Annotated in this window: 19 protein-coding genes; 5 read left to right on the forward strand and 14 right to left on the reverse strand. The window is 67.2% G+C overall.

Features of this window, described 5'->3' with window-relative positions; translation table 11 throughout:
- Positions 1-18 precede the first annotated feature (18 nt).
- The gene (locus AQ610_RS29555) at positions 19-672 is read right to left on the reverse strand and encodes a DUF1345 domain-containing protein (RefSeq protein ID WP_006027939.1); all 654 of its coding nucleotides are present in this window, start codon (positions 670-672) and stop codon (positions 19-21) included.
- A 121-nt stretch (positions 673-793) separates the two neighbouring features.
- Between AQ610_RS29555 and AQ610_RS29560 the strand changes: the two genes are divergently transcribed.
- The gene (locus AQ610_RS29560) at positions 794-1,528 is read left to right on the forward strand and encodes a metallophosphoesterase (protein WP_006027940.1); all 735 of its coding nucleotides are present in this window, start codon (positions 794-796) and stop codon (positions 1,526-1,528) included.
- 63 nt (positions 1,529-1,591) lie between these two features.
- On the opposite strand, the gene AQ610_RS29565 is transcribed toward AQ610_RS29560, so the two are convergent.
- The 3 genes from AQ610_RS29565 to AQ610_RS29575 all read right to left on the reverse strand — a co-directional run bounded on the left by AQ610_RS29565 (position 1,592) and on the right by AQ610_RS29575 (position 3,902).
- Positions 1,592-2,299 carry an RES family NAD+ phosphorylase gene (locus AQ610_RS29565; protein WP_006027941.1) on the reverse strand — a complete coding sequence of 236 codons (708 nt, stop codon included), beginning with the start codon at positions 2,297-2,299 and terminating at the stop codon, positions 1,592-1,594.
- Complete coding sequence (locus AQ610_RS29570) at positions 2,290-2,709, reverse strand: MbcA/ParS/Xre antitoxin family protein (RefSeq protein ID WP_006027942.1); 420 nt, start codon at positions 2,707-2,709, stop codon at positions 2,290-2,292. Before AQ610_RS29570 ends, AQ610_RS29565 begins: the two co-directional genes overlap by 10 nt.
- 284 nt (positions 2,710-2,993) lie before the next feature.
- Complete coding sequence (locus AQ610_RS29575; RefSeq protein WP_006027943.1) at positions 2,994-3,902, reverse strand: metal-dependent hydrolase; 909 nt, start codon at positions 3,900-3,902, stop codon at positions 2,994-2,996.
- Between the two features lie 330 nt (positions 3,903-4,232).
- Between AQ610_RS29575 and AQ610_RS29580 the strand changes: the two genes are divergently transcribed.
- Both AQ610_RS29580 and AQ610_RS29585 read left to right on the forward strand, forming a co-directional pair.
- The gene (locus AQ610_RS29580) at positions 4,233-4,574 is read left to right on the forward strand and encodes an FKBP-type peptidyl-prolyl cis-trans isomerase (protein WP_006027944.1); all 342 of its coding nucleotides are present in this window, start codon (positions 4,233-4,235) and stop codon (positions 4,572-4,574) included.
- Positions 4,575-4,619: 45 nt separating this feature from the next.
- Complete coding sequence (locus AQ610_RS29585; protein WP_006027945.1) at positions 4,620-5,408, forward strand: AraC family transcriptional regulator; 789 nt, start codon at positions 4,620-4,622, stop codon at positions 5,406-5,408.
- Here AQ610_RS29585 and AQ610_RS29590 read toward each other — a convergent pair.
- Genes AQ610_RS29590 through AQ610_RS29635 form a run of 10 tightly spaced genes read right to left on the reverse strand, consistent with a single transcriptional unit; the run spans position 5,378 to position 18,122 of the window.
- On the reverse strand, positions 5,378-6,544 hold the full coding sequence (locus tag AQ610_RS29590; RefSeq protein WP_009915725.1) for a glycosyltransferase family 4 protein: 1,167 nt from the start codon (positions 6,542-6,544) through the stop codon (positions 5,378-5,380). The genes AQ610_RS29585 and AQ610_RS29590 overlap by 31 nt on opposite strands.
- On the reverse strand, positions 6,544-7,728 hold the full coding sequence (locus AQ610_RS29595; RefSeq protein WP_006027947.1) for a glycosyltransferase family 4 protein: 1,185 nt from the start codon (positions 7,726-7,728) through the stop codon (positions 6,544-6,546). Before AQ610_RS29595 ends, AQ610_RS29590 begins: the two co-directional genes overlap by 1 nt.
- Positions 7,725-9,200, reverse strand: coding sequence for a glucose-6-phosphate isomerase (locus tag AQ610_RS29600; RefSeq protein WP_009915726.1), 1,476 nt, complete (start codon positions 9,198-9,200; stop codon positions 7,725-7,727). Before AQ610_RS29600 ends, AQ610_RS29595 begins: the two co-directional genes overlap by 4 nt.
- 11 nt (positions 9,201-9,211) lie before the next feature.
- Positions 9,212-10,351, reverse strand: coding sequence for a glycosyltransferase (locus AQ610_RS29605; RefSeq protein ID WP_043282920.1), 1,140 nt, complete (start codon positions 10,349-10,351; stop codon positions 9,212-9,214).
- 43 nt (positions 10,352-10,394) lie between these two features.
- Positions 10,395-11,342: a glycosyltransferase family 2 protein gene (locus AQ610_RS29610; protein ID WP_009915731.1), complete on the reverse strand. Its 948-nt coding sequence runs from the start codon at positions 11,340-11,342 to the stop codon at positions 10,395-10,397.
- Between the two features lie 31 nt (positions 11,343-11,373).
- Positions 11,374-13,593 (reverse strand): polysaccharide biosynthesis tyrosine autokinase, encoded by a 2,220-nt coding sequence (locus AQ610_RS29615; protein WP_006027951.1) that lies wholly within the window; start codon positions 13,591-13,593, stop codon positions 11,374-11,376.
- Between the two features lie 50 nt (positions 13,594-13,643).
- Entirely contained in the window at positions 13,644-14,822 is a 1,179-nt protein-coding gene (locus tag AQ610_RS29620; RefSeq protein ID WP_043282921.1) for a polysaccharide biosynthesis/export family protein, read from the reverse strand.
- Positions 14,816-15,250, reverse strand: coding sequence for a low molecular weight protein-tyrosine-phosphatase (locus AQ610_RS29625; RefSeq protein WP_006027953.1), 435 nt, complete (start codon positions 15,248-15,250; stop codon positions 14,816-14,818). The genes AQ610_RS29620 and AQ610_RS29625 overlap by 7 nt, the downstream gene beginning before the upstream one ends.
- 21 nt (positions 15,251-15,271) lie before the next feature.
- Positions 15,272-16,693: a UDP-glucose dehydrogenase family protein gene (locus AQ610_RS29630; protein ID WP_006027954.1), complete on the reverse strand. Its 1,422-nt coding sequence runs from the start codon at positions 16,691-16,693 to the stop codon at positions 15,272-15,274.
- Between the two features lie 46 nt (positions 16,694-16,739).
- Positions 16,740-18,122, reverse strand: coding sequence for an undecaprenyl-phosphate glucose phosphotransferase (locus tag AQ610_RS29635; protein ID WP_009915732.1), 1,383 nt, complete (start codon positions 18,120-18,122; stop codon positions 16,740-16,742).
- On the opposite strand from AQ610_RS29635, the gene AQ610_RS37100 reads away from it, so the two are divergent.
- Entirely contained in the window at positions 18,055-18,246 is a 192-nt protein-coding gene (locus tag AQ610_RS37100; protein ID WP_162486726.1) for a hypothetical protein, read from the forward strand. The genes AQ610_RS29635 and AQ610_RS37100 overlap by 68 nt on opposite strands.
- A gap of 302 nt (positions 18,247-18,548) precedes the next feature.
- The gene (locus AQ610_RS29640) at positions 18,549-20,063 is read left to right on the forward strand and encodes a mannose-1-phosphate guanylyltransferase/mannose-6-phosphate isomerase (protein ID WP_009915734.1); all 1,515 of its coding nucleotides are present in this window, start codon (positions 18,549-18,551) and stop codon (positions 20,061-20,063) included.
- The last annotated feature ends 6 nt before the right edge of the window (positions 20,064-20,069 follow it).

The raw sequence follows: 20,069 nt of genomic DNA on the forward strand, positions 1-20,069 counted from the left end.
ACGTCCGCGCATTCGGGCTCAGCTCAGCAAGCCAGCCGCGACGTTGACCGACAGCCCGAGCACGGCCATGTTGAAGTAGAACGACAGGATCGATTGTGCGAGCGCCGCGCGCCGGATCGATCGCCCGCGCAGCGATACGTCCGACGTCTGCGACGCAACCGCGATCGTGAACGAGAAGTAGAGGAAATCCCAGTAATCGGGCTCGAGTTCGCGATCGGGAAACGCCATCGCGCGCGCCTGCGTCGGCGAGAGATAGTAGAGCCGCGCATAGTGCAGCGTGAAGATCGTCGGAATCAGGAACCATGCGCCGAACATCGTCGCGCCCGTCACCGCGTAATGGCCGAGGCCGGAGCGGAACCCGACGCTCTTCACGCTGACGAGCTCGAGCACGATCGCCGCGATGCTCGCGACCGTTGCAAAACAGATGATGGTCAACACGATCGTCGCGTTCTCGTCCTCGCGCATCGCGATCTCGCGCACCTTGCGATGATGCGCGCGCACCATCCTCACCCACATCAGCGCGAGATACAGCCAGATCGTGCAATCCCAGCCGATCAATGCGCGCGCGAACGGCCGCAGCGGATACGGGAACAGCAGGCCGAACGCGACGCCGGCAGCAGCCGCGATCACCATGCGCGGACGATTGCGCAGCACTTGCGGGTAGAACGTCATGGTTGTTCGTCGAAACGATCGAAAGTCGGGTGAAAGACAGCGCCGCGGCAGCGGCGCGTCGCAGCGATTATCGTCATGTTCTCCCGCTGCGCCAAGCGCGGCTGTGTCCTAAGATGGGCGAATGGACACCGCTCCCCTGATCCGTCGCCATACCGCGAACCATGCCGGCCGCGATTTCGTCGTCGGCGATCTGCACGGCTGCGTCGACCCGCTGCGCGCGCTGCTGCACACCGTGCGCTTCGATCCGGCACGCGACCGGCTGTTCTCGGTCGGCGACCTCGTCGACCGCGGCGCGCAGTCGGAGGCAGCGCTCGCGCTGCTCGATCGCCCGTGGTTTCATTGCGTGCTTGGCAATCACGAGGACGCGCTCTGCTCGGTCGCGGACGGCAAGCTGCCGATGAGCGTGTGGAAGCGCATCGGCGGCGAATGGGCGGCCGACCTCCCCGCAGGGACGCTCGAGCGCTACGCCCGGCGGCTGCGCGAGTTGCCGCTCGTGCGCGTCGTCGGCGAAGGCGACGAGCGCTTCAACGTGCTGCACGCGGAATTCTTCGGCAGCGACGCCGACCTCGACCGCGGCGACTACGCGCCCGACGTGATCACGCGGCTGCTGTGGGGCCGCGAGCTTGCGTACGGGCGCACCGACCCGGCCGCGCGGCAGATCGGTCTGTCGACCACCTACTGCGGCCATACGCCGATGCACGACGTCGTGCGCATCGGCGCGCAGACGTTCGTCGACACGGGCGCGTTCGATCCGTCGGGCCGGCTCACGCTGCTCGATGCGAAGAGCGGCGAAAGCTGGTCGATGTCGGTCGCGGCCGCGCGCCATCAGGGCGCCGCCGACGTGCCGCTGCCGTGACGCGCGGCGGCTGAGCCGGCCCTCGACGTCGCGACGCAACCACACCGCATGCCGCGCGCGGGCTCAGCCGACCTGATTCAGCTCGAACACCGCATCGATCGCCGCGCCGCTCCAGTTGTATTCGAGATACGCCGCGTGGCGGCAATCGTGCAGCAACGTCGTCCTGAACGCGGCGAGACATTCGCCGCCCGGGTCCCGCACCGACGGATACGCGACGCCCGCGACGCCCGCGTCGCGCACCGCGCGGCCGAACGCCTGGCCGGCCGAGTAGTCGACGAGATCGAGGAGCGCCGGATCGCGCTCGCGCCACATGCGCACGTCGGCGACCTCGCCCTGCGCGGCCACCGTGTAGAGACGCATCTGCTGGCGCATCGGCGGCTCCTTCGTCGCGGCGAGGAACAGCGACGTGTGATAGCGCGTCTCCGCGATCGCCGTATTGCGCGCGCGGGCGCAATAGAACACGCCATAGCTGCCGTCCGAGAAACGGCTGCCGTTCGGATTCAGGTGCGTGAACGCCGCCATGATCGGCCCGTAACCGGGCCCGAAGCGCCGCTCTTGCGGCGGCACGAGCTCGAGCATGCCGACCTCGGTCCGCACGCGATCGTTGGTCAGCGCCTCGAGTGCGTAGAGCGCGTCGAAATCCTCGGCCGATGCGACGCGGTCGAACAGGTTGATCGCGGGAAAGCGCGTGGGGATCACGCGGTAGGCGGGCGTCCAGTCGAGCGCCGCGGTGGGCCAGTTCGTCTGCCGTTCCGGAGAATTCACGCCCATCCGCCTCGCGCCGCGTCGAGATATTGCCGCACCGCGACGAGATCGCTGACGTTCCCCGCGAGCATCCGGTCGAGCGCGCGCCGGCCGTTGAACGGCGCGGCGTCGTTCGGCCGCTTGACCCACGCATCCGCCGCGGCCGGCTGCGGCAGCAGGATCTGCAGCGCCTTGTAGATGCCGAGCACGAGCGACAGGCGCTCGAGCGTATCGTGCGTGAGGCGCGCGGTTTGCGGCGACGCCTTCCATTTGAAGAACGTCGAACGGCCGGGCGAGCCCAGCAGGACGAGCTGCTCGTCGGTCGACAGATCCCAGTCGCGCGCGATGTTGAAGAACGCGCGCAGACCGGCCGCCGACATTTGCTCGACTGTCGCCGCCGGCGGATTCGGAAACGGCTTCAGGGCGGGACGGGACATGGCGGTTAGTCTCGAAATGAATCTACTAACAAGATTAGTCCATTTCGGGATCTTTGCAAGAAAAATGATGGCGGAACCGAATAAGCTGCGGATTGGGGTTTGATGGGGTCAGAGTTGAATGGCCGCTGTCCGGGCCGCGTTGTCCGGGTCGTTGTCGGCCGCTGCACAGCGGCTGCCTGCCTCCGCCCGCACGCCTTCCGTGCTGGTTCTCTATCCGTCTCTCGCGCAATCGCCCCGCCTACGGTCCCACGAATTCGCGGCGACGGCGAATCGCCGGCATTTGCTCACGCCGGCTTGGCGCCGTCGAGGTCAACGGGCGGCAGCGTCTGCGCGGCGCGCGCCTGCGTCGCCTCGACGATGCCGTCGACGCGCGCGAGATGGTGCCGATTGTCGTGGTCCCACGGATGGAAGCCCGGCCGGAAGAAGCTCAGCCACTCGCGCGCGATTCCCGGAAACATTCCCCGCCGCGGACCGTACAACAGGCAGACCACGCGCCAGAGGCCGCGCACGCTCTTGTCCGACGTCCGGTCCCAGCGGATCAGTTGCGAATGGATCAGGAACACGTTCGGCCAGAACGTCATCGTCGTCAGCAAATACACGCCGACGCGAATCAGGTAGCGTTTCGGCCCCGGCTTCATCACCGTGTTCCAGACGTCGAACGACACCGCCTTGTGCTCGGTCTCCTCGAGCGCGTGCCACAGCCACATCTGCCTGTAGCCTTCGTGCGAGCCGGCGAGCGCGGCGGGCTCGGTCAGCAGCCAGTTGGCCAGCATCGCCGTATAGTGCTCGGCCGCAACCGTATGCGCGAGCTGCACCGAATGCGGCAGCACCTTCTTCATCCAGCCCGTCACCTTCCATACGCGCCTGTCGACCGTGCGCGCCGGCAACCGGTTCGCCTGCATCAGTTCGTTGTACTCGACGTGCTCTCGCGTGTGCATCGCCTCCTGGCCGATGAAGCCGAGCACCTGTTGCTTCAGCACGGGATCGTCGATCCGGTCGCGATAGTTGCGCACCGAATCCATGAAGAAGCGCTCGCCCGCCGGAAACAGCAGCGACAGCGCGTTGAAGAAGTGCGAGACTTGCGAGCCCTGTCCGTGCCAATTCGTCGCGCGCTCGACCGGCAGATTGAAGCGCAGGTCGCGACGCACGGGCATGACGAACACCGGGTCCGTCGACTTCGCGGGTCGATTCATCCACGTCTCCTCATATCTTCGATTTGTCGGGCCGGCGGCGGCGCGCAAGCCGATCGTATGGCCGCTCGCCCCAAACGATTCGCCGTCGATACGCCCGCCCGGGGATCGCGCGCCGAAAACTGCCGCCGACCTTTACATTAATAACTGAAACAATATGGCGAGGAGCCGTGGATAAGCAAGGCGCGAGTTAGTGGCGGTCTTCCAAACGCGCAGGCGCGCGGCAAGCTCCTGGCCGCGAAACCTGCGCGAAGCCGGCCCGCCGGGAAATTCGGTCGAGATCGTGCGGCTCCCCTACAATAGCGGATCATTTCGATCCTTCAGGAGCAATTCATGGCAGTCGTCACCACCGAATCGGGCCTCAAATACGAAGACCTGACCGAAGGCGCGGGCGCCGAGGCGCGCGCGGGCCAGACGGTGAGCGTGCACTACACGGGCTGGCTCACCGACGGCCAGAAGTTCGATTCGAGCAGGGACCGCAACGATCCGTTCGCATTCGTGCTCGGCGGCGGCATGGTCATCAAGGGCTGGGACGAAGGCGTGCAAGGGATGAAGGTGGGCGGCGTGCGCCGCCTGACGATCCCGCCGCAGCTCGGCTACGGCTCGCGCGGCGCGGGCGGCGTGATTCCGCCCAACGCGACGCTCGTGTTCGAAGTCGAACTGCTCGGCGTCTGACGCCGGCATCGCCCGTCGCCAGCGTTCGCCGGCCGTCGCTCGATCATGACCCGCCCCGCTTCGCCCACCCTGTCGCTGCGCCGTTACGGCGTCGTGCAGGAGTCGGACGTGCACGACTTCCATCAGATCGTGCTCGGTGTCGACGGCGCGATGACGATGACGGTCGACGGCGTCGACGAGCGGATCGACTGCCGCTCCGCGTGGCTGATTCCGGCCGGCTCGCGGCACGACTACGCGGGGCTCGCCCACAACAGCCAACTGGTGCTCGACTTGCCGCCCGGCTCGCTCGCGGTGCCCGAGCGGCTGTTCGAACGCCCCAAGACGATGGCGATCGCCCCGGGCCTCACGATGCTCGTCGGCGAATTCGCGTCGCGACTCGCGCGCGGGCCGCGCGTCGACACCGCATCGGCCCGGCGCCTGCACTGGCAAGCAGCCGCACGGCTATGCGACGCGCTCGTCGGCGAACTGGGCGGCGCGCCGGCGCAGCCCGCCGTCGGGCTCGACTTCGCGCGCATCGATCGCTGGCTGCGCGCGCATCTCGCTCAGCCGCTGCGCATCGCCGATCTCGCCGCGCATTGCGGATTCGGCATGCGCCGCTTCCATCAGCTCTTCTGCGAAGCGTTCGGCGAGACGCCGCATCGCTATCTGCAGCGGCTGCGGCTCGACGCCGCCGTCGTATTGATGGGGAATCCGAAACGTTCGCTGACCGACATCGCGAGCGAAGTCGGTTTCGCCGATCAGAGCGCATTCACGCACGCGTTCACCAAACGGTTCGGACTCGCGCCCGGCCGGTGGCGCAGCGATCAACCCGCCGCCCGAATCGCCTCCTCGTAGACCTCCGCGACACGGCGCGCAATCACCGTGTTGTCGAAATGCGCGCGCGCGTATTGCCGGCATGCGTCCGCATCCGGCAGCACGAGCGAGCCGGACAGCGCAGCCGTCAACCCGTCCGCGATCGCGGCCGCGCCGATCTCCGGCAGCACGAGCGCCTCGGACAGGCCCGCGACCGCCTCCGGCAGCCCGCCGACGGGTGTCACGAGCACCGGCGTGCCGGACGCGAGCGACTCGACGGTGATGAGCCCGAAGCCTTCGAGCGCGACGGTCGGCACGACGCTCAGCGTCGCCGCGCGGTACAGCGCGGCCAGATGATGGTCGGGCACGAAGCCGAGCAGCTTCACGTTGTCGCCGAGCTCGGCATCGTCGATCCGTTCCTGCAATTCGCCTTCGAGCCGCCCCTTGCCGGCAATCAGCAGCAGCACGTCCGGATGCCGACGGCGCACGGTCTTCACCGCGTCGATCAGATCCTCGAGCCCCATGCGCCGCACGAGCCGCCGTACCGCGAGCACGATCGGCCGGTCCTGCGGCAGTTGCAGCTTGCGACGCGCGTCGGCGGACGTCATCGGCAGATCGAATTGCGTGGTGTCGACGCAACCGGGCACGACGCGCACGCGCGCCGGATCGACGTTGTAGCGCGACGTGAGAATCTGCCCGAACGCGCGCGACAGCACGATGAGCCGCGACGAGCGCGCGTAGACCGCCTGCTCGAGCCGGTGCTTGACCTTCTGCCCGATCGAATCCGCGCCCTCGACGTGGCTCTCGTCGGCCCACGGGCCCTGGAAATGCGACACCTGCGGGATGCCGCGCGTCACGTCGAGCCCGGGGAACGTGTACAGCGCGAAATGCGACGACACGACATCGGGCCGCTCGATGCGGACCACGTCGCGCAGCGCGTGACGCGCGGCGATCATCCGGCGCGGCAGCGACGACGTCGCAGGTCCGAAGCCGCGGATCGCGCCGCCCGTATCGGCCGCGACGCGCTCGGAGCCCGCGACGACGCCGCGCACCGCAACACCCGCGCCCGGCAATGCGCCGACGAGCGAGTAGTACATGCGATCGAGCCCGCCCGCCCGCTCGGGAAACCAGTGCATGCCGATTTGCAGCGACTTGATCGACGTTCCGGTGTGCTTCATCACGATGGCTCCTGCGTCACGACATGCTCGGCGCCGGCGAGCGACGGCGACTGCGACGACTGGCGCAGCCGCCGATACAGCGCGATGTACTGCGCGCCCATGCGCGCCCAGCCGAATCCCTCCATCAGCCTGCGCGCCGCGTCGCCCATCGCGCGGCACGCGTCGCGCGAGCGCGCGAGGCGTTCGATCGCGTGCGCGAGCGCGGCCGGATCGTCCGGATCGTCGAGCACGATCCCGCACTCCGGCGTGATGATCTCCGCGCCGCCCGCGGTGCGCGCGGTCACGACAGGCAGCCCCGCCGCCATCGCCTCGAGCAGCGACAGGCTCATCGCTTCGTAGCGCGAAGGAAACACGTACGCATCGACCGACGACATCAGCGTCGGCATGTTCTTCACGAGCCCGAGGAAATGCACGCGCGAGTCGATCTTCAGCGCGCGCGCCTCGCCCGGATACGGACTGCCGGGCAAATAGCCCGCGACCGCGAGATGCACGCTCGGCGGCAGATGCGCGAGCGCCTTCAGCACGGTGCCGAGATTCTTGCGCGGCGTGCGCAGATCGCCGACGAACAGCAGCATGAACGGCTCGGCCGGCAGGCCGAACGCGCTGCGATCGGGCGCCGCGTTCGCGAACGCCTGTGCGTCGACGCCGTTGTAGATGACGCCGATCCGCTCGCCGTCGATACCGATCTGCCGGATCTCGTCGGCGACCTTCTGCGACACGGCCGTGATCGCGCGCGCGCGCCGGTACGCCCAGCGTTCGAGCAGCGTGTTGGCGCGCGTATAGACGTACTGATACGCGGACCACATCCCCTTCGACAGGCCGAACGGGTAATAGCGGCTCGCGAACCAGCCGCTATGGACGAAGTGGGCGGTGTTCACGTCGGCGCGCACCCACGAGATGAAGCCGTTGACGTGCAGCACGTCGTATGCGTCGCGATGACGGCGCAGCCACCATGCGCTCTTGATCGCGAACACCTGCTGCTTGACGAGGTTCGACGGCCAGAAGCGGCCCGCCTTCACGGCGATCCAGCGCACGCGCGCATCCGCGAGCAGCTCGGGCGCGACGTGCGACGCGACGAGCGTCACCTGGTAGTTTTCCGCGAGCGCCGCTCGCGCGATCTCGTAATTGACGCGTCCCTGGCCGTCGTTATGGCGCACGACGTGCGTGACGATGGCGATTCTCACTGGTCGGCTCCCGGAAAACGCGCGGCGCTCGCGCGTTGCAGCTTTTGCCAATGCGCCGCGGACAAGATCGAAAATATGCTCATGAACAGCAACAGCCCTCCCGTGCCGATGAACGAATTGGTAAAGACGAGCATCGCGAAGACAGACAAACTGAGACTCAGGCACGCGGCGGCGAACTTGTCGCGCCGCAGCCGCAACGATGCGCGCAGCGCGCGGCCGAGCAGCCAGACGAGCCCGAGCAGATAGAGCAGCGTGCCGGGCCAGCCGAGCACGAACGGCACGTTCATCACGCCGCTGTCGAAGCTGCCGTACTTGCCAAGGCTGCCGCCGTCGCTCGACAGCTTCGTCGACGCGCCGGTCGCGCCGAGGCCCTCGCCCGCGACGTCGGTAAACGCAGTCTGCGCGAACGTCGCGTAGAACTTGTTGCGGTCGTCGTAGCTGCGGTCGTCCTTCAGGTTCGTGATCGACTGCAGGCGCTGGCCGAGACGGTCCGCCACCGGCCCGACGGTCAGGAGCGGCACGCACAGCGCGGCCAGCACGACCGCGCTGCCGATGATCCGCACGCGCACGCGATTGCTCGATTTCGCGAGCTGGATCGCGAGCGCGATCACCCAGCCGCCCCACGTCGAGCGCACGAGACACAGGCAGAACGAAATGAAGCCCGCGGCGCCCGCGATCCAGCGCACGCGCTCCGTCGCGGCGATCATGAACACGAGCGCGCCCATCATCGCGAACGCGAACGGCCCCGACGAATTCATCGTGCTGAACACGCGCACGCCGTACGGCACCGGATCGCCCTGCGAATTCATCTGCGAGCCGATCATCCACAGCGCATCCCATTTCGGCATCGCGAAAAACTGCACGATTCCATAGACGCCCATCACGAGCATCCCCCAGACGAACGTCGACAGGATCACCTTCCGGTACTCGGGGTAGTCCCGCGAATGAACGGCGATGTGAAAGCCGATCAGCACCGGGTAGAGCCAGTTCGCGAGGTCGTAGGTGGCGGCGAGCGGCCCGCTCGACACGACGCCGACGAGAAACGCGTATATCAGGCCGAACAGGATCAACAGCACCGGCAGCCCGCGTCGCTCGGCGAGCACACGGTAATGGCGCAGCAAGCCGAGCCCCGCGATCATCGTGACCGCGAGCGGCGCGATCTGGATCAGGCTCGTCGGCGTATAGGCGCCCTTCGACCAGTCGGCGAGGCGGCGCACCTCCGGGCTCAGGAACCACATCCACCACATGAAGCCGACATAGCGCGCCGGGCTCATGAAATACAGCCACAAGCCGGCCGCGACCGCGAGACATGGAAAGCCGTACGTCAGCAGCGTGCCCTGATGCGCGGCGATCAGCAGCGCCGTGACGGTCCACAAGCCTGCCTGCGCGACCCAATGCTTCGGATCGCTCAGCAGTTTGCTGCGGCGCGCGCCGCCGCCGGATGCGGGAACGGGCAGGGTCGTCGCGCTCATCGCAGCCGTCCTCAACCGTTCGAGCGCGAACGCGAATCGGCGAACGACAGCGCCGCCTCGGCCGCCTGTTGCGCGCGGCGGCGCGTGAGCAGATCGCGCGTGATCCGCACGTGCTGCGCGGCGAACTGCTGCGTCGTCAGATCGCGTTCCCGCAACCGGCGCGCGGCCGCCTGCGCGCGCGCGAGCGCCTGGTCGGGCCGCGCGGCGAGCGCGTCGGCCGCGCGCCGCAGCGCGGGCGCGTCGAACGGCTGCACGTAGGTCGCGGTGCCGTGCGGGAAATAGTCGCGCAGCCCGCCGACGTCGGTGACGATCATCGGCTTGCCGACGGCCGCCGCCTCGAGCATCACCGTGATGCCCGACGCGTGATGGTTCGGCCGCAGCGGCACGACGATCAGATCCGCCCAGTCGTACAGCTCGCGCTGCTTGACGATGCCCGATGCGGGCGCGATCTCGACGTTCGGCGCATGCAGCGCGCGCGGAATCCGGCGGCGCGTCGCGAGCCGCACGTCGTAGCGCGAATCGCCGCCGAACGCGCCGACGAACGTCTTCCAGTCGCGATCGCGATCGTTGCCGATCGCGGCGATGCGCAGCGGCCGGTGCGGCGACCAGGCATCCGGCGCGCCAATCGGGAAATCCTGCGTGTTCAGCCCGTAGTACACCTGCAATGCGTCGCGCCGCAGGTAGCGGCGGCACAGCTCGGCGTTGTTGCGCGCGAGCGTCGTCAGCACGTCCGCGCGGCCGATCAGCTTCCGGTACGCCCAGCGGCGCACGAAGCCATAGCCGGGCCATTTGTCGAGCAGCCAGACGCTTTGCGCGAGCAGCAGCGGCCTCGCGCCGCGCGCGCCGGACAGCTTCAGCACGAACGCGGCCGCAAGATGCTCCTGCTCGGTGTGCGTCCAGATCACGTCGGATTCCAGCAGCTCGGCGCGATTGCGCCATGCATGCATCAGATCGAAGCCGAGCGCGTACTTCAGCGCGCGGCGGCCGATGCCGACGAGCCGACCCTCGCGCGCGTCGCGCGAATACGTCAATGTGAACTCTTCGGACTCCGCATGGTGATAGCCGTACAGGCAGCCGATATCGTCGCCCTTGCGATAGGTGCGTGGATCGGCGCCGTAAAACAGATGAACGTGAACCTTCGTGACGGTCATGCGAAAACTCCAGCCCGAATCGATTGAATCTGCAACGTGTCGCTCATTGCGCAACGCCGGCGTGAGGCGCGGGCGCCATGCGTCGCGCGTCGTGCGCGCCTTGCCGCACCGCGCGCCAGCGCGCGCGCATGCTCGCGCCGTTCTTCGCCGCGGCGGTCAGCACGACGTGCACGAGCCCCGGATACGCACGGGTGCCGACGAACGTCCACCACCACCATGCGATCTCGCGCCGCATGGGCGGCAGATGCTCGCGCAACGTCAGATGCAGGTTGTACGCGGCGTTCGACAGCGCGGCCATCGACGCGGCGTCGCGGCGGTCGTCGTCGAAGCGCTCGGCCGGGTAATGGTCGACCGCGACGGCCGGGTCGTAGACGAGCTTCCAGCCCGCGCGCTTCACGCCCATGCTGAACGACGTGTCGTTGTGCGTCTGCGCGCCCGCGCCGCGAAGGCGCGTGTCGAAGCGCAGGCCCTCGATCGCCGCGCGGCGGTAGCTCATGTTCGCGCCTTTCAGCGTATCGACTTCGCGCGCGCCGCCGACGCCGAGATGATGATTGCCGATGATCTTGCCCGACATCGTGAGCCTGCCGACGAGCGACTGCTCGCCGTCGAGCAGCCGGCCTTTCTCGTGCACCCAGTCGCGGCCGCCCACGGCGCCGACGCGCGAATCGGCCGCGAAAATCGTGCCGATCCGCTCGATCCAGTCGGCGCGCGGCGCGGCGTCGTCGTCGGTAATCGCTACCACGTCGCCGCGCGCGGCGTCGAGCCCGCGATTGAGCGCAGCCACCTGTCCCGGCACGTCGACCGTCACGATCCGCAGCGCGAGCGCGCCGCATACGCCCGGATCGGCGAGCCGCTCGTGCGTCGCGTCGTCGTCGGGGCGCGCGACGACGATCACCTCGTCGGGCGCGACGCGCTGCCGCTGCAGCGCGACCAGACAGCGCGCAAGATCCGCGGGACGCCGGTAGGTCGGCACGAGTACGGAAATTTTCATCGTCACCTCGTCGATCGCAGAAGAGCCCGCGTCATGCGTTCAGATATTCGTGCACGGCCGCATAGCCGCGGCCGTAGCCGCGCGTGCGCGCCGGCACGCCGTTGAAGATCCCGCCTTGCAACTGCACGCCCGCGGTGCGCAACCGCTTGATCGCGTCGCCGATCTCGCCCTCGGTGTGCATGCCCGAGCGCAGCACGAGGAACGTCGAGCCGGCAAGCTCGCCGAAGATCGTCGCATCGGTGACGGCGAGAATCGGCGGCGAATCGACGATCACCATGTCGTAGCGCTTCGCGAGGCCGTCGAGGTATTGCGACAGACGCGGCGACATCAGCAGCTCCGACGGATTCGGCGGGCGCGCGCCCGACGGAATGAACGACAGCCCCGGCACCGACGTTTCGCGAATCGCCTCTTCGAGCGCGACCTGGTCGCTCAGCAGCTCCGACAGGCCGCTTCTCCCACCCGTTCCGAAATGGCGGTCGAGCGTGCCGCGCCGCATGTCCGCGTCGATCAGCAGCACACGCTTGCCCGAATGCGCGACGAGCGCGGCGAGATTGATCGCGAGAAAGCTCTTGCCGATGCCGGGCGTCGGGCCCGTCAGCACGATCACGCGGTTCCTCGCGTCCATCAGCGCGAACTGCATCGCGGTGCGCAGGCTGCGCAGGCTCTCGACGCTCAGATCCTTCGGCCGCGCGCACGCGAGAATCGGCCGCACGCGGTTGCCCTTGTCCGCAGCATCGAATCGCGTCTGCTCCGCGCTCATCGGCACGAGGCCGTACAGCGGCAGGTTGAACACGCGCTCGACGCGATCCGGATCCTCGATCCCATGAAACAGGTTGCGGCGCAGGAACACGACGCTCGTGCCGAGAATCAGGCCGAGCAGCGTCGCCGCCGACAGGATCAGCACCTTCTTCGGCTTGACCGGCACGCCCGGGCGCAGCGCCGCATCGACGAGGCGGATGCTGCCGCCCGTGCCGGCCTTCTGCACCGATAGCTCCTGCACGCGGTTGAGCAGCAGCACGTAGATGTCTTCCGCGACCTTCGCGTTGCGCTGCAGCGCGACCGCCTTCACTTCGGTCGCCGGCAGCCCGCGGAACTTGCCGTCGTACTTCGCGCGCTCCGCCTCGAGTTGTCCGAGCTGCTGCTTCGCCGCGACGACGAGCGGATGCTCGTCCGTGTAGCGCTGCGCGAGCGCCGCGAGCTGCAGCCGCTGCGCGGCGATCTGCTGCTCGTACTGGACGCTGCCTTCGAGATAGACCTTCGCTTCGTCGCTCGCGTTGATCGAGCCCGACGTGCGCTGATACTGGGTGAGCTCCGCCTCCGCGCGCTCGAGGTCCGATTTCAGGCGCGGCTCTTCGTTCTTCAGGAACTCGAGCATCTTCGTCGCTTCGGCCTGCTTGCTCGTCACGTGCTGATGCAGATACGACTGCGCGAGCGCGTTCGCGATCTGCGCGGTCTGTTCGGGGTCCTTGCCTTCGAGCGAGATCTGGATCACGCCCGTCTGCTTGCCCTGCTCCGTCACCTGGATCGCAGACTGGAACGCGGTGATCGCATCGAGATCGTTCTGCCGGATCACCGTGAACCGCGTGCCGGGCCGCGCGACGAGCTTCGACACGCTGATCGTCACGCCGCCGCCCTGCTCGCTCTCGCCGACCTTGCCGCGCACGAGCAGGGCTCCGTCCGGATCGGCGAGCGTGTAGGCGCCGTCCGCGCCGGCCGTGAGCGTCAGCTTCTTGCCTTCGAGCGCGGGCGTCACGTCGATCGAATCGACGTTCGCCTCCTCGCCGCCCCACGCGTACGAGGACAGCCCGAGCCACGGCTTGGCCGGATGGCCCGGCGTCGCGAGCCGCGCCGCGATCGCGCCGAGAATCGGGAACGTGTTCGGGCTCACCGACGAGTTCAGCTTGAACTGCTCGACGACCGGCGCGACGACGCCGCGGCTCTTGATGATCTCGATTTCGGCATCGGTGGGCGGCGTCGGCGGCCCGCTGTTGATCATCGCGCCCGTCTGCGTCTGCGTGAGCGCTTGCGACGTGTTGTCGCTCGCCTCGACCCGCACCTGCGCATCGGCCGAATAGATCGGCTTCGCGACGTAGCAGTAGAGCCCGGCGAGCGCGATCACGACCAACGCGATGCCGAGGAGCAGCCAGATATCGTCGAGAATCACCTGGATCATCTGACCCAGGACGACGTCTTCCTCGTCGGTCTTCACCGCGAGGTCGGCATAAGGATGTTTCGCTTGCGTATTCACCATGCATTCCCGCTTGAGGTTGAGGCGGGCCGCGCGCGACGGCCCGGGACCGATCAGCGCGTGATCTGCTTCATGTAGTAAATCGACTGGATCGTCGGGAAAATCTGCTGCAGCAGGCGGTTGAAGCGCACCGATCCCGCCGTGCCGACGTACACGACGTCGAGCGGCTTCAGCCGGAAGCGGCTCGACAGCATCAGCGCGTCGGGCTGCGTCATGTCGAGGCGGAAGATGTCGGGCGTGTTCGGCTTGTCCTGCAGATCGCGCAGCACGTACACCTGGCGCGGATTCGCATCGGTGTCGAGGATGCCGCCGCCCGCCGTGAGCGCGTCGGCGATCGAGAGGCGTCCCTTGAGCATCGGCACCGTCGCGGGCGTCTTCACCTCGCCCATCACGAACACGCGGCTGTCGCCGCGGTCCGGCACGTTGACGATGTCGCCCGGCTGCAGCATCACGTTCTGCGAAACATCGCCGCGATCGAGCATGCCGTTCGCGTCGAGCTGGTAGAACTTGCCTTCGCGCGTCAAGCGCACGCGCTGCAGATCGGCCTCGTTCGTCGAGCCGCCCGAGCGCGTGATCGCATCGACGAGCGTGAGCGGCACGTCGGTGATCGCGAGCGGGCCGGGCGTCTTCACTTCGCCCGTCACCTGCACTTTCTGGCTGCGATACGACAGCACGCGCACGTCGACCTGCGGATTCTTCACGTAACGCGCAAGCCGCGCCGCAAGCTCGTCGCGCACCTGGCCGACCGTCTTGCCCGCCGCACGCAGGCGGCCGACGAACGGAAAATAGATCGTGCCGTCGGACATCACCGTCTGCCCGTACGGATCGGCCTGGCCGGGCAGCGCGTTCGCATATGGTTGCTGCAGCGCGCCCGCGACCGTCTGCGTCGTGTTGCCGCCGCTCGAGAACGACTGGCCCTGCGGCGTCGTGAGCTCCGGGTGATCCCAGACTGTCACGCCGAGAATGTCCTGCGGCGCGATCCGGTACACGTACTGCGTCGGATCGACGAAGCGCGCGGGCGGCAGCGGCTGCTGCTCCTTGCGCTGCGCGTCGGCCTGCGATGCGACCAGTTGCGCGGTGATGAGCTGCACGTTGTAATGCTCGGCAGACTGCGCATCCTTGTCGTCGAGACGCGACGTGTCGAGATAGTTGCCGGGCGCCGTCGCGCACGCCTGCAACAGCGTGGCGGCCGCGACGGCGAGCATCAGGGGTCTAAGCGAACGATTCAGCATATCTTTTGCAACCATCCTTGAACGAGACGTTCGATCAATGTGTAGCTCTCCCGATAATCGGCCTCGGGACCGCCGTACGGATCGGCGATCTCCGCGCCCTCCCATTTGCCGAGCAAATGCACCTTGCCGCGCGCGAACGGATCGATCGTCTCGACCTCGGCGATTTGCCGGCGCTCGGTGACGAGCACGAGATCCGCGGCGCGCACGAGCGCGCGGCTCAGCCGCTGCGAACGATGCGGCGCCGCGTCGACGCCGCGCTCGGCGAGCAGGCGCGACATCGTCGGATCGATGCCGTCGCCGTCGTTCGCGGCGATGCCCGCCGAGTGGAACGAAAGCGGCTTGCGCAGCGCCATCGACCTGAACAGCAGCTCCGCGGCCGGACTTCGGCACACGTTCGCGCGGCATACGATCAGAATGTGACGAAACATGCTCGAACCCGTGCCGATCGCTCACGCGCCCGCGCGCGCTGCGCGCGCATCGTTCCGGTCGCCCGACGCCGCGCGCTGCGCGGTGCCGGGCCGCCCGATCGGGTAGTACTCAATGCCGAGCTCGCGCATCGCGATTGGCTCGTACAGATTGCGTCCGTCGAAAATCACGGGCGTCTTCCAGCGCTTGCCGAGCGCGACGAAATCCGGACTCTTGAACGCCTTCCATTCGGTGACGATCACGAGCGCGTCCGCGTCCTGCGCGACCTGCGCTTCGTCCTCGGCGAATGCGAGTCGCCCGAGCACGTGCTCGCGGTCGCCCAGATCGAGCGCGAGCACGCGCTGCGCCTCGGCCTGCGCGACCGGATCGTAGGCAACAACGTGCGCGCCGCGCGACAGCAGCTCCGCGATCAGCGCGCGGCTCGGCGCCTCGCGCATGTCGTCGGTGTTCGGCTTGAACGCGAGGCCCCACACGCCGAAGCGGCGGCCCGTCAGATCCTCGCCGAAGCGCGCGACGACCTTCCGCGCGAGCACGTGCTTCTGCTCGTCGTTGACGGCGGACACCGCCTGCAGCACGCGCAGCGCCTGCCCGTGCTCGGCCGCCGTGCGGATCAACGCTTCGACGTCCTTCGGAAAGCACGAGCCGCCGTAGCCGCAGCCCGCGTACAGAAAGTGATAGCCGATGCGCGGATCGGAGCCGATCCCGCGCCGCACCGCTTCGATGTCAGCGCCGAAGCGGTCCGCGAGATTCGCGAGCTCGTTCATGAACGAGATGCGCGTCGCGAGCATCGCGTTCGCCGCGTACTTCGTGAACTCGGCCGAGCGCACGTCCATGTAGAGCGTGCGCTCGTGATTGCGATTGAACGGCGCGTAGAGCTTCTTCATCAGCTCGCGCGCGCGCTCGCCGGGCACGTCGTCGTCGCAGCCGATCACGATCCGGTCCGGCCGCGTGAAATCCTCGACCGCCGCGCCCTCCTTCAGGAACTCCGGATTCGACACGATCGAAAACATCGAGTCGTCGCCGCGCGCCTTCAGCTCGTCAGCGACGGCCGCGCGCACGCGCTCGGCCGTGCCGACGGGCACCGTCGACTTGTCGACGATCACCTTGAAGCCCTTCATGTGGCGGCCGATGTTGCGCGCCGCGGCGAGCACGTACTGCAGGTCCGCGGAGCCGTCCTCGTCGGGCGGCGTGCCGACCGCGATGAACTGCACGTCGCCGTGCGCGACGGCCGCTTCGACATCGGTCGAGAACTGCAGGCGGCCCGCCGAGCGGTTGCGCGCGATGATCTCCTTGAGGCCCGGCTCGTGAATCGGCACGCCGCCGCCGTTCAGGATGTCGATCTTTTTCCGATCGACGTCGAGACAGAACACGTCGTGGCCGATGTCGGCGAGACACGCGCCCGTGACGAGCCCTACATAACCGCTGCCGATGATAGTCAGATTCATCTGTCGAACCTCTTTACCCAGTGAGTCGTAAAACGCGTTGCCGCGCTCAGTACGCGTTGCTGCCGGTGAAGCCTTTCCACAGCGTCAGCGCGACGATCTTGATGTCGAGCCAGAACGACCAGTTCTGCATGTAGTACAGATCGAGCTTCACGCGGCCCATCATCTTCTCGATGCGGTCGGTCTCGCCGCGAAAGCCGTTGATTTGCGCCCAGCCGGTGATGCCCGGCTTGATCCGGTAGCGGAACATGTAGCCCTTGACGAGATCCTTGTAGATGTCGTCGTGCTCGAGCGCGTGCGGACGCGGGCCGACCACCGACATCTCGCCCTTGAGCACGTTGATGAACTGCGGCAGCTCGTCGAGGCTCGTGCGGCGCAGAAAGCGGCCGAAGGGCGTCACGCGCGAATCGTTCTTCTTCGCCTGCGTGACCTTCCCCGCCGCCTCCTGATGCATCTTCATCGAGCGGAACTTGTAGATCTCGAACTCGTTGCCGTCGATGCCCTTGCGCTTCTGCCGGAAGAACACCGGGCCGGGCGACGTGAGCTTCACGAGCATCGCGATCACGAGCATCGCGGGCGACAGCATCATGAGCGCGCCGAGCGCGAACAGCCGGTCGAACACGAACTTCGGCAGGATCCGCACGTCGGTGATCGGCGAAGCGGCGAGATTGATCGCGGGCACGCCGAGCAGCTCGATGACTTCCTGATTGAAGAACGACAGGCTGCGTACGTCCGGCACGAAACGAATGTTGACGAAATCGTTTCGGAACTCGGTGACGATCCGATGAATCTGCGGCTCTTCGGACAGCGGCAGCACGAGCCACAGTTCGCCGATCTCGCGGCCGCGCACGCGGCGCACGAGGTCTGCGAAGCGGCGCTCGATCGCGATGCCGTCGGCGCCCGCCATCGACGCGTCGCCATGCTCGTCGTAGATGCACACCGGATTGAAGCCCGCATCCGGACGCGCCCGCATGTGGGCGACGAGACGCTTCGTCGCGCCGGCCTGCGCGCTGCCGACGATCGCAACCGACTTGTGGTTGTAGCCGCCGCGCCGCAGTTGCCGCAGCACCGCGTACACGCAGGCCTTCGAAGCGACGAGCAGCGTGATCGCCGCCATCGCCCAGTAGCCGAGCCACAAGCGCGACAGTTCGCCCGCATGGTGAACGCTGAAGCTCATCAGGATGCCCGCGCCCTCGACGACGAGCCATGCGACCGACACGCGCCACATGAGCCCGAACACCGGCTTGCCGCGCCACGACTGATAAATGCCGAACGCCGGAAAGAACACGACGACGAGCATGCAGTCGAACACGACGACCGTGCGTTGCAGTTCGTCGAGCCACACGAAGCCGCCGCGATGGATCATGGCGGCGATCATTGCACCCGCCACTGCCATCGCGATATCGATCATCCTGGCCAGCACGCTCAACATGGTTATTCCTCGTGAGACGGAAACCGGCCGCACCCATCCCGTCGACGTGCATCCGATTCAAACATTGCATGCCGTTATTGAACCGGGAAGAAAATTCCTCCCGCAAGCGCACAAGTATTTCTAAAAATAATCGGAAATTTTTTCGTCGGCATGCCGATTTTCGACCAGCATGTTTTTCCGAATCAATCGTCCCGATAGACAACCAGAAGATATGAAAATCGGCCCGATCGCCTTTGCCTGAGCGGCTTCCTCCGGTTGGCACCCAATATTTTTCTAATTTTTTATTCATTTGTTCGTGCGCATCCCGTGCAATTTTTATGCACCGCACGATAGTCATCCGACAATCTTTCCGATCCGCGCGATTCTTTTATTGTCGATTTACGTCGTGCTACAACGTCGGGACAGTCTTGTACTCGAGGAGTGATCATGAACGCCACGCTCGCCGCGGACGCCCGGTCCGCTTGCGCCGCCGGCACGCGCGTCGCCGTGCAACCCGTCATATTGGCCGGAGGCTCGGGCACGCGCCTCTGGCCGATGTCGCGCGAGCGTCATCCGAAGCAGCTAATCAATCTGCTCGGCGACGAATCGCTGCTGCAATCGACCGCGCGCCGCCTCGACGGCCTGGCGGGCGCTCATCCGGTGTCCGAACGAATGATCGTCGTATGCGGCGAGGAGCATCGCTTCACGACCGCCGAACAATTACGGCTCGCGGGCAAGGACGCGACGCTCGTGCTCGAGCCGCTCGGCCGCGACACCGCGCCGGCGCTGACGATCGCCGCGCTGCGCGCGGTCGCGGGCGGCGACGACGTGGTCCTGACCGTGATGCCCGCCGATCACGCGGTCGCCGACGTCGCGCGCTTCCAGCAGGCGGTCGCCGCAGGCGTGCGCTACGCCGAGCAAGGAATGATCGCGACGCTCGGCATCGTGCCGACGCGCGCGGAGACGGGCTACGGCTACATCCGCGTCGGCGCGCACGCGAGCGCGAGCGACGCCGAGCTCGGCGTCGCGGCAAGGAAGCTCGACCGCTTCGTCGAAAAGCCGCATCTCGAACTCGCCCGGCAATATGTCGCGTCAGGCGAATATTGGTGGAACAGCGGCATCTTCATCGTCCGCGCATCGGTATGGCTGAAGGCGATTCGCCACTTCCAGCCCGCGATCCACGACGCATGCGCGCGCGCAGTCGCGCTCGGCAGCGACGACGGTCCGTTCTTCCGCGTCGATCGCGACAGCTTCGCCGCGTCGCCGTCGAACTCGATCGACTACGCGGTGATGGAGCCGCTGTCGAACCTGCCCGCGGTGTGCGAGGGCGCCGTCGTGCCGCTCGACGCCGGCTGGTCCGACGTCGGGTCGTGGGACGCGCTCTGGCAGATCAGCGACAAGGACGCCGAAGGCAACGTCGCGCGCGGCCGCGTGTGCTTCGAGCAGGCATCGTCGACGTTCGCGCATTCGGAAGGACGCCTGATCGCCTGCGTCGGCACGCAGGATCTCGTCGTCGTCGAGACGCCCGATGCGATCCTCGTCGCCGATCGCGCGCACGTGCAGGACGTGAAGAAAATCGTCGGTCGCCTGAAGGCGGAATCCGGCACGGAAGCGTCCGATCACCGGAAAGTGCATCGCCCGTGGGGACATTACGACTCGGTCGACAGCGGCGAGCGCTTCCAGGTGAAACGGATCGTCGTCAAGCCGGGCGCGCGCCTGTCGCTGCAGATGCATCACCATCGCGCGGAGCACTGGATCGTCGTGCGCGGCACCGCGCGCATCACGCGCGGCGACGAAACTTTCCTGCTGTCCGAGAACGAATCGACCTACATTCCGCTCGGCGTGTCGCATCGGCTCGAGAATCCCGGCAAGATGCCGCTCGAACTGATCGAGGTGCAATCGGGCTCGTATCTCGGGGAAGACGACATCGTCCGCTTCGAAGACAACTATGGACGGCACTGACGGAAC

It is taken from the genome of Burkholderia humptydooensis, from assembly GCF_001513745.1.
Taxonomy (GTDB): domain Bacteria; phylum Pseudomonadota; class Gammaproteobacteria; order Burkholderiales; family Burkholderiaceae; genus Burkholderia; species Burkholderia humptydooensis.

Excerpts from the sequence above, each read along its gene's own strand:
- AQ610_RS29620 (WP_043282921.1), bottom strand. The coding sequence starts at position 14,822 with ATGCTGAATCGTTCGCTTAGACCCCTGATGCTCGCCGTCGCGGCCGCC.
- AQ610_RS29565 (WP_006027941.1), bottom strand. The coding sequence starts at position 2,299 with ATGGGCGTGAATTCTCCGGAACGGCAGACGAACTGGCCCACCGCGGCG.
- AQ610_RS29560 (WP_006027940.1), top strand. The coding sequence starts at position 794 with ATGGACACCGCTCCCCTGATCCGTCGCCATACCGCGAACCATGCCGGC.
- AQ610_RS29580 (WP_006027944.1), top strand. The coding sequence starts at position 4,233 with ATGGCAGTCGTCACCACCGAATCGGGCCTCAAATACGAAGACCTGACC.
- AQ610_RS37100 (WP_162486726.1), top strand. The coding sequence starts at position 18,055 with ATGGCGGCGATCATTGCACCCGCCACTGCCATCGCGATATCGATCATC.
- AQ610_RS29610 (WP_009915731.1), bottom strand. The coding sequence starts at position 11,342 with ATGAAAATTTCCGTACTCGTGCCGACCTACCGGCGTCCCGCGGATCTT.
- AQ610_RS29575 (WP_006027943.1), bottom strand. The coding sequence starts at position 3,902 with ATGAATCGACCCGCGAAGTCGACGGACCCGGTGTTCGTCATGCCCGTG.
- AQ610_RS29635 (WP_009915732.1), bottom strand. The coding sequence starts at position 18,122 with ATGTTGAGCGTGCTGGCCAGGATGATCGATATCGCGATGGCAGTGGCG.
- AQ610_RS29590 (WP_009915725.1), bottom strand. The coding sequence starts at position 6,544 with ATGAAGCACACCGGAACGTCGATCAAGTCGCTGCAAATCGGCATGCAC.
- AQ610_RS29615 (WP_006027951.1), bottom strand. The coding sequence starts at position 13,593 with ATGGTGAATACGCAAGCGAAACATCCTTATGCCGACCTCGCGGTGAAG.
- AQ610_RS29555 (WP_006027939.1), bottom strand. The coding sequence starts at position 672 with ATGACGTTCTACCCGCAAGTGCTGCGCAATCGTCCGCGCATGGTGATC.
- AQ610_RS29605 (WP_043282920.1), bottom strand. The coding sequence starts at position 10,351 with ATGACCGTCACGAAGGTTCACGTTCATCTGTTTTACGGCGCCGATCCA.
- AQ610_RS29625 (WP_006027953.1), bottom strand. The coding sequence starts at position 15,250 with ATGTTTCGTCACATTCTGATCGTATGCCGCGCGAACGTGTGCCGAAGT.
- AQ610_RS29585 (WP_006027945.1), top strand. The coding sequence starts at position 4,620 with ATGACCCGCCCCGCTTCGCCCACCCTGTCGCTGCGCCGTTACGGCGTC.
- AQ610_RS29600 (WP_009915726.1), bottom strand. The coding sequence starts at position 9,200 with ATGAGCGCGACGACCCTGCCCGTTCCCGCATCCGGCGGCGGCGCGCGC.
- AQ610_RS29630 (WP_006027954.1), bottom strand. The coding sequence starts at position 16,693 with ATGAATCTGACTATCATCGGCAGCGGTTATGTAGGGCTCGTCACGGGC.
- AQ610_RS29640 (WP_009915734.1), top strand. The coding sequence starts at position 18,549 with ATGAACGCCACGCTCGCCGCGGACGCCCGGTCCGCTTGCGCCGCCGGC.
- AQ610_RS29570 (WP_006027942.1), bottom strand. The coding sequence starts at position 2,709 with ATGTCCCGTCCCGCCCTGAAGCCGTTTCCGAATCCGCCGGCGGCGACA.